This window comes from uncultured Nitrosomonas sp. (assembly GCF_902826915.1).
Lineage (GTDB): Bacteria > Pseudomonadota > Gammaproteobacteria > Burkholderiales > Nitrosomonadaceae > Nitrosomonas.
In genome coordinates this window covers 1-3,365 of the sequence record NZ_CADEGP010000121.1, presented here as the reverse complement: position 1 = coordinate 3,365, position 3,365 = coordinate 1, and the positions used below count along the sequence as shown (strand labels likewise).

5 protein-coding genes and 2 pseudogenes are annotated in these 3,365 nt (G+C 41.5%); 3 read left to right on the top strand and 4 right to left on the bottom strand.

The window, feature by feature from the left end:
• Positions 1-157 precede the first annotated feature (157 nt).
• Positions 158-454: pseudogene (locus tag QZV86_RS13560) on the top strand (IS3 family transposase); the annotation flags it as partial.
• On the opposite strand, the gene QZV86_RS13555 reads toward QZV86_RS13560, so the two are convergent.
• Positions 435-638 (bottom strand): hypothetical protein, encoded by a 204-nt coding sequence (locus tag QZV86_RS13555; RefSeq protein WP_295629220.1) that lies wholly within the window; start codon positions 636-638, stop codon positions 435-437. The pseudogene QZV86_RS13560 and the gene QZV86_RS13555 sit on opposite strands and share 20 nt — an antisense overlap.
• Before the next feature lie 277 nt (positions 639-915).
• Between QZV86_RS13555 and QZV86_RS13550 the strand changes: the two genes are divergently transcribed.
• A complete protein-coding gene (locus QZV86_RS13550) occupies positions 916-1,050 on the top strand; it encodes a hypothetical protein (RefSeq protein ID WP_295629218.1) in 135 nt (44 codons plus the stop codon).
• Positions 1,051-1,087: 37 nt separating this feature from the next.
• Here the strand turns inward: QZV86_RS13550 and QZV86_RS13545 are convergent, their stop codons facing one another.
• Complete coding sequence (locus QZV86_RS13545; protein WP_295629214.1) at positions 1,088-1,777, bottom strand: VIT family protein; 690 nt, start codon at positions 1,775-1,777, stop codon at positions 1,088-1,090.
• Positions 1,778-1,937: 160 nt separating this feature from the next.
• On the opposite strand from QZV86_RS13545, the gene QZV86_RS13540 reads away from it, so the two are divergent.
• Positions 1,938-2,702 carry a hypothetical protein gene (locus QZV86_RS13540; RefSeq protein ID WP_295629211.1) on the top strand — a complete coding sequence of 255 codons (765 nt, stop codon included), beginning with the start codon at positions 1,938-1,940 and terminating at the stop codon, positions 2,700-2,702.
• A 78-nt stretch (positions 2,703-2,780) separates the two neighbouring features.
• Here the strand turns inward: QZV86_RS13540 and QZV86_RS13885 are convergent, their stop codons facing one another.
• Positions 2,781-2,930 (bottom strand): IS3 family transposase, encoded by a 150-nt coding sequence (locus QZV86_RS13885; RefSeq protein ID WP_366925710.1) that lies wholly within the window; start codon positions 2,928-2,930, stop codon positions 2,781-2,783.
• 9 nt (positions 2,931-2,939) lie between these two features.
• A pseudogene (locus QZV86_RS13535) lies at positions 2,940-3,056 on the bottom strand (IS3 family transposase); the annotation flags it as partial.
• Between the last annotated feature and the right edge of the window lie 309 nt (positions 3,057-3,365).

The following is a 3,365-nucleotide window of genomic DNA, read 5'->3' as shown; positions in this document are numbered from 1 at the left end:
ACAGGCTACACCGCTTTCTCCTCACTTGTCATACACCAGAAATAATCATAGCTCTGCCTTAAACGTTATATCGCAAGAGAGGTATATTACACTTTGAGAAAGAGAAATAATTTAATCAATAGCGCACAAATTGCAGCTTGACATTTAGAAGGGCATCCGCGGCAGCCAATACTGTGCACATGATTACCAGAATTTATTACAACGATTTAGCATGATCGCTTCCATGAGTCGCAAAGGTGACTGCTATGATAACGCGCCGATAGAAAGTTTCTGGGGGATACTTAAAACCGAGCTGGTGCATCATAGAAGATTCAAAACACGACAACAAGCCATTCAGGAGATTACCGAATTTATAGAAATATTCTATAACCGGCAGAGAAAACAGAAAAGGCTGGGCTATTTGTCACCAGCACAATTTACGCAGCGATACTATGCTAATTTGCTTGTTGCTTAAACCGATGGACTCCATTTTTGACAGCACACATCAGACCTCGCCTACCGCTAACCGGATAGTACGGAGCAATAACATTCAACAGAGATGTCCAGGGTGTGGCAGCTTCAATTTCAACCAGAAAACGATCTCGTCGGGTTTGTTTCTTCTTTGCCGCATATTCCAGGTCAGAAAAGCTTGATTGCATCGCTCTATTCCATATTTATCAATATGGGATCTATTTTATCAAACCTCTGCATGTCTATTCGATGTGATCGAATAGATCAGCGTTTCCTTAGAGCTTCTCAAAGCAAACTCGTGGCTTAATGCACCTGGAGTCATAACGAAAGATGATTCTCACGCGAAAGGTGAAGCCATTCTGTTTTTGCAGCAGATGGCAATTCATGGCGCAAGTAGCTTTGGTGATACTAGCCAATCAGCGCAGCGTATAATCAGCGGGTTCTTGTTGGATTTTATGAGTAATTATGTATCCCGGACATTCACTTAATAGAAAGAGCTGGCAAGTGGATGGTACAAAGCTGATGCCTGAGCAGGGATTGCAGATCATCGCTGCCGAAATCGTCGGAAACCAGCTTCGACCTCATGATGGTTTATCTTGACAATGATCTTGATCTATTACTATCTGGTAGCGATAAATCATACAGCTACATCAAATAATTTACCGACTGCCGCCGTCAGGCTCATTGCAAGTGTACCCCAGAATGTAACTCTGATTGCGCCGATAGACATGGCTGCACCGCCTGCGCGTGCAGCCATAGCGCCTAAGCTTGCCAGAAATACCAGTGACGATACCGCAACTGCGGGTATAAGTTGAGAACCTGCCATATTCCATGCCATCAATAATGGCAGCGCAGCGCCAATAGTGAATGTGCTCGCTGAGAACAATGCGGCTTGAATGGGACGAGCTCTAGCATTTTCAGCTAAGCCTAATTCATCTCTTGCATGCGCTCCTAATGCATCATATGCCATTAGCTGCTCTGCTACTTGTCGAGCTAGATTTGAATCCAACCCCCTTTTTTCATAAATATTGGCAAGTTCCTTCAGCTCAAATTCAAAGTCATTTATTAATGAATCCTTTTCAATTTCAAGATCTGCTTTTTCTGTGTCGGATTGAGAACTAACTGACACGTATTCACCGGCAGCCATAGACATGGCACCTGCAACTAAACCAGCAACACCAGCAACAAGAATATCCGCATGCATTGCCTGAGCCGATGCCACGCCGATAATAAGACTCGCTGTTGAAACGATACCATCATTGGCGCCGAGAACAGCAGCACGTAACCATCCAGTGCGGTGTGATCGATGTGTTCTGTAGCGACTCATAGCTTTCCTTGAGGTGGTTGTTTAGTGATGGATTATTGCGCCATTCAGTATCTATTTAACTTTAATCGCGTAGATTAGTATTAACTTGGAAAATTTGTATCAACCACCTGTGGCGAAAAGCGCACTGGAAGCTCGTTTAAGAGTATATTGGATTCGTGCAATGAAAACTCAACTCAAACACAAGGACATAAAGATTATGGCTAAATCACTCAAGTATTTTGGCATCAATGTGATGTTTTTATTGCTTATGCTGATTTATCCTTCTAAATGGGCTATTGCCGGACCGCTACTTCTTTCCACGGAAGGTTACGCCTCTGGTCAATTAAGCAGGGTAAGCCGTGATATTAATGTAACCAGAGCTTATGTCGGGGAAATATCGCTGGGTCATGAGAGTATGACTTTTATCAGTCTTGGAAATCAGCCGCCTAATCTGGTTTCTAATCCATGGCAGTTTTGTTTTGAGAAAGATCGCTACGAAGAGCTTGAAAATCTCATTGGTAGTGATGTCGTGTTGGAATTTAAAACACCGAAAAATAATTCATTGCTTTCTTGCTCATCTGTAAACGAATTGGTGGAAGTTTATCCGGTTATTCAGAATCAACCATTGGAACAGAAACATCTTATTGGCAGTATTTATACTATGGATCGAGAAATAGCCCATGGTGTTGAATTCGGAAGAATCACAAATTTGATTAAAAACAGAAGTACAAATCGAAACTATTTTATGACCATACAGGTTGGTACTGGCGGCAGCAAATTTCGCCATTTCTTCATCGATGATCATGATTTGTATGATTTTGCAGTCGCAGCCTTAAAAAATGCGGCCATCGTCAAAGTGCATTATAGTGACCGGCTTGCTTTTTTCACTACTTTTTATGGACTTGGGTCTCGATCTATTGTTTCAGAAATCGAAGTTGTTGATTAGATTTCGAGTAGCTGAGCAAACTTCAAGATAACGCAAACTGGGTGGATTTGTAATGATCAACTAAAACCGGACACTTTTTTAGACAGTCTTTCTATAAAACATACGCTCAAATTGCAAAGGCGATTGGTAGCCTAATTTTGAGTGTGTACGTTTTCCATTGTAGAAAGCCAAATAATCAACAATACTCAGCTTTGCTTCTTTTTTGGTTCTGAATTTTTCGTAATTCAATTGCTCCTATTTAAGGCTACGAAAGAATCGCTCTGTCGGGGAGTTGTCCCAACAATTTTCTTTTCGGCTCATGCTTTGTTTCATTTTCATAACAGACAGGTGTTCACGGTATTCATGGCTAGCATATGGCTACCCCGGATGCCCTTCTAAATGTCAAGCGGCAATTTGTACACTATTGATTAAATTATTCCTCTTTCTCAAAGTGTAATATACCTCTCTTGCGATATAGCGTTTAAGACAACGAAGTGTTGATACCGGCTTAAAATTGACCACCCATTACGGTTGAAAATTGACCAGGGGAAAACAGGACGTAGGATACTACGCATCTGTGGATAAGTCGACCAGACTGAGTTGGTATTTTGCCTCCTGTTGATGTTTTTGGCTATGTAGTAATTAACTGTTGAAATTGTCTTGTTCTTCCAAGTGATCTTAGAA

What these genes read in the sequence shown, in the direction of transcription:
- QZV86_RS13555 (WP_295629220.1), bottom strand. Translation starts at nt 638, where the DNA reads ATGCAATCAAGCTTTTCTGACCTGGAATATGCGGCAAAGAAGAAACAA.
- QZV86_RS13550 (WP_295629218.1), top strand. Translation starts at nt 916, where the DNA reads ATGTATCCCGGACATTCACTTAATAGAAAGAGCTGGCAAGTGGATGGT.
- QZV86_RS13545 (WP_295629214.1), bottom strand. Translation starts at nt 1,777, where the DNA reads ATGAGTCGCTACAGAACACATCGATCACACCGCACTGGATGGTTACGT.
- QZV86_RS13540 (WP_295629211.1), top strand. Translation starts at nt 1,938, where the DNA reads ATGAAAACTCAACTCAAACACAAGGACATAAAGATTATGGCTAAATCA.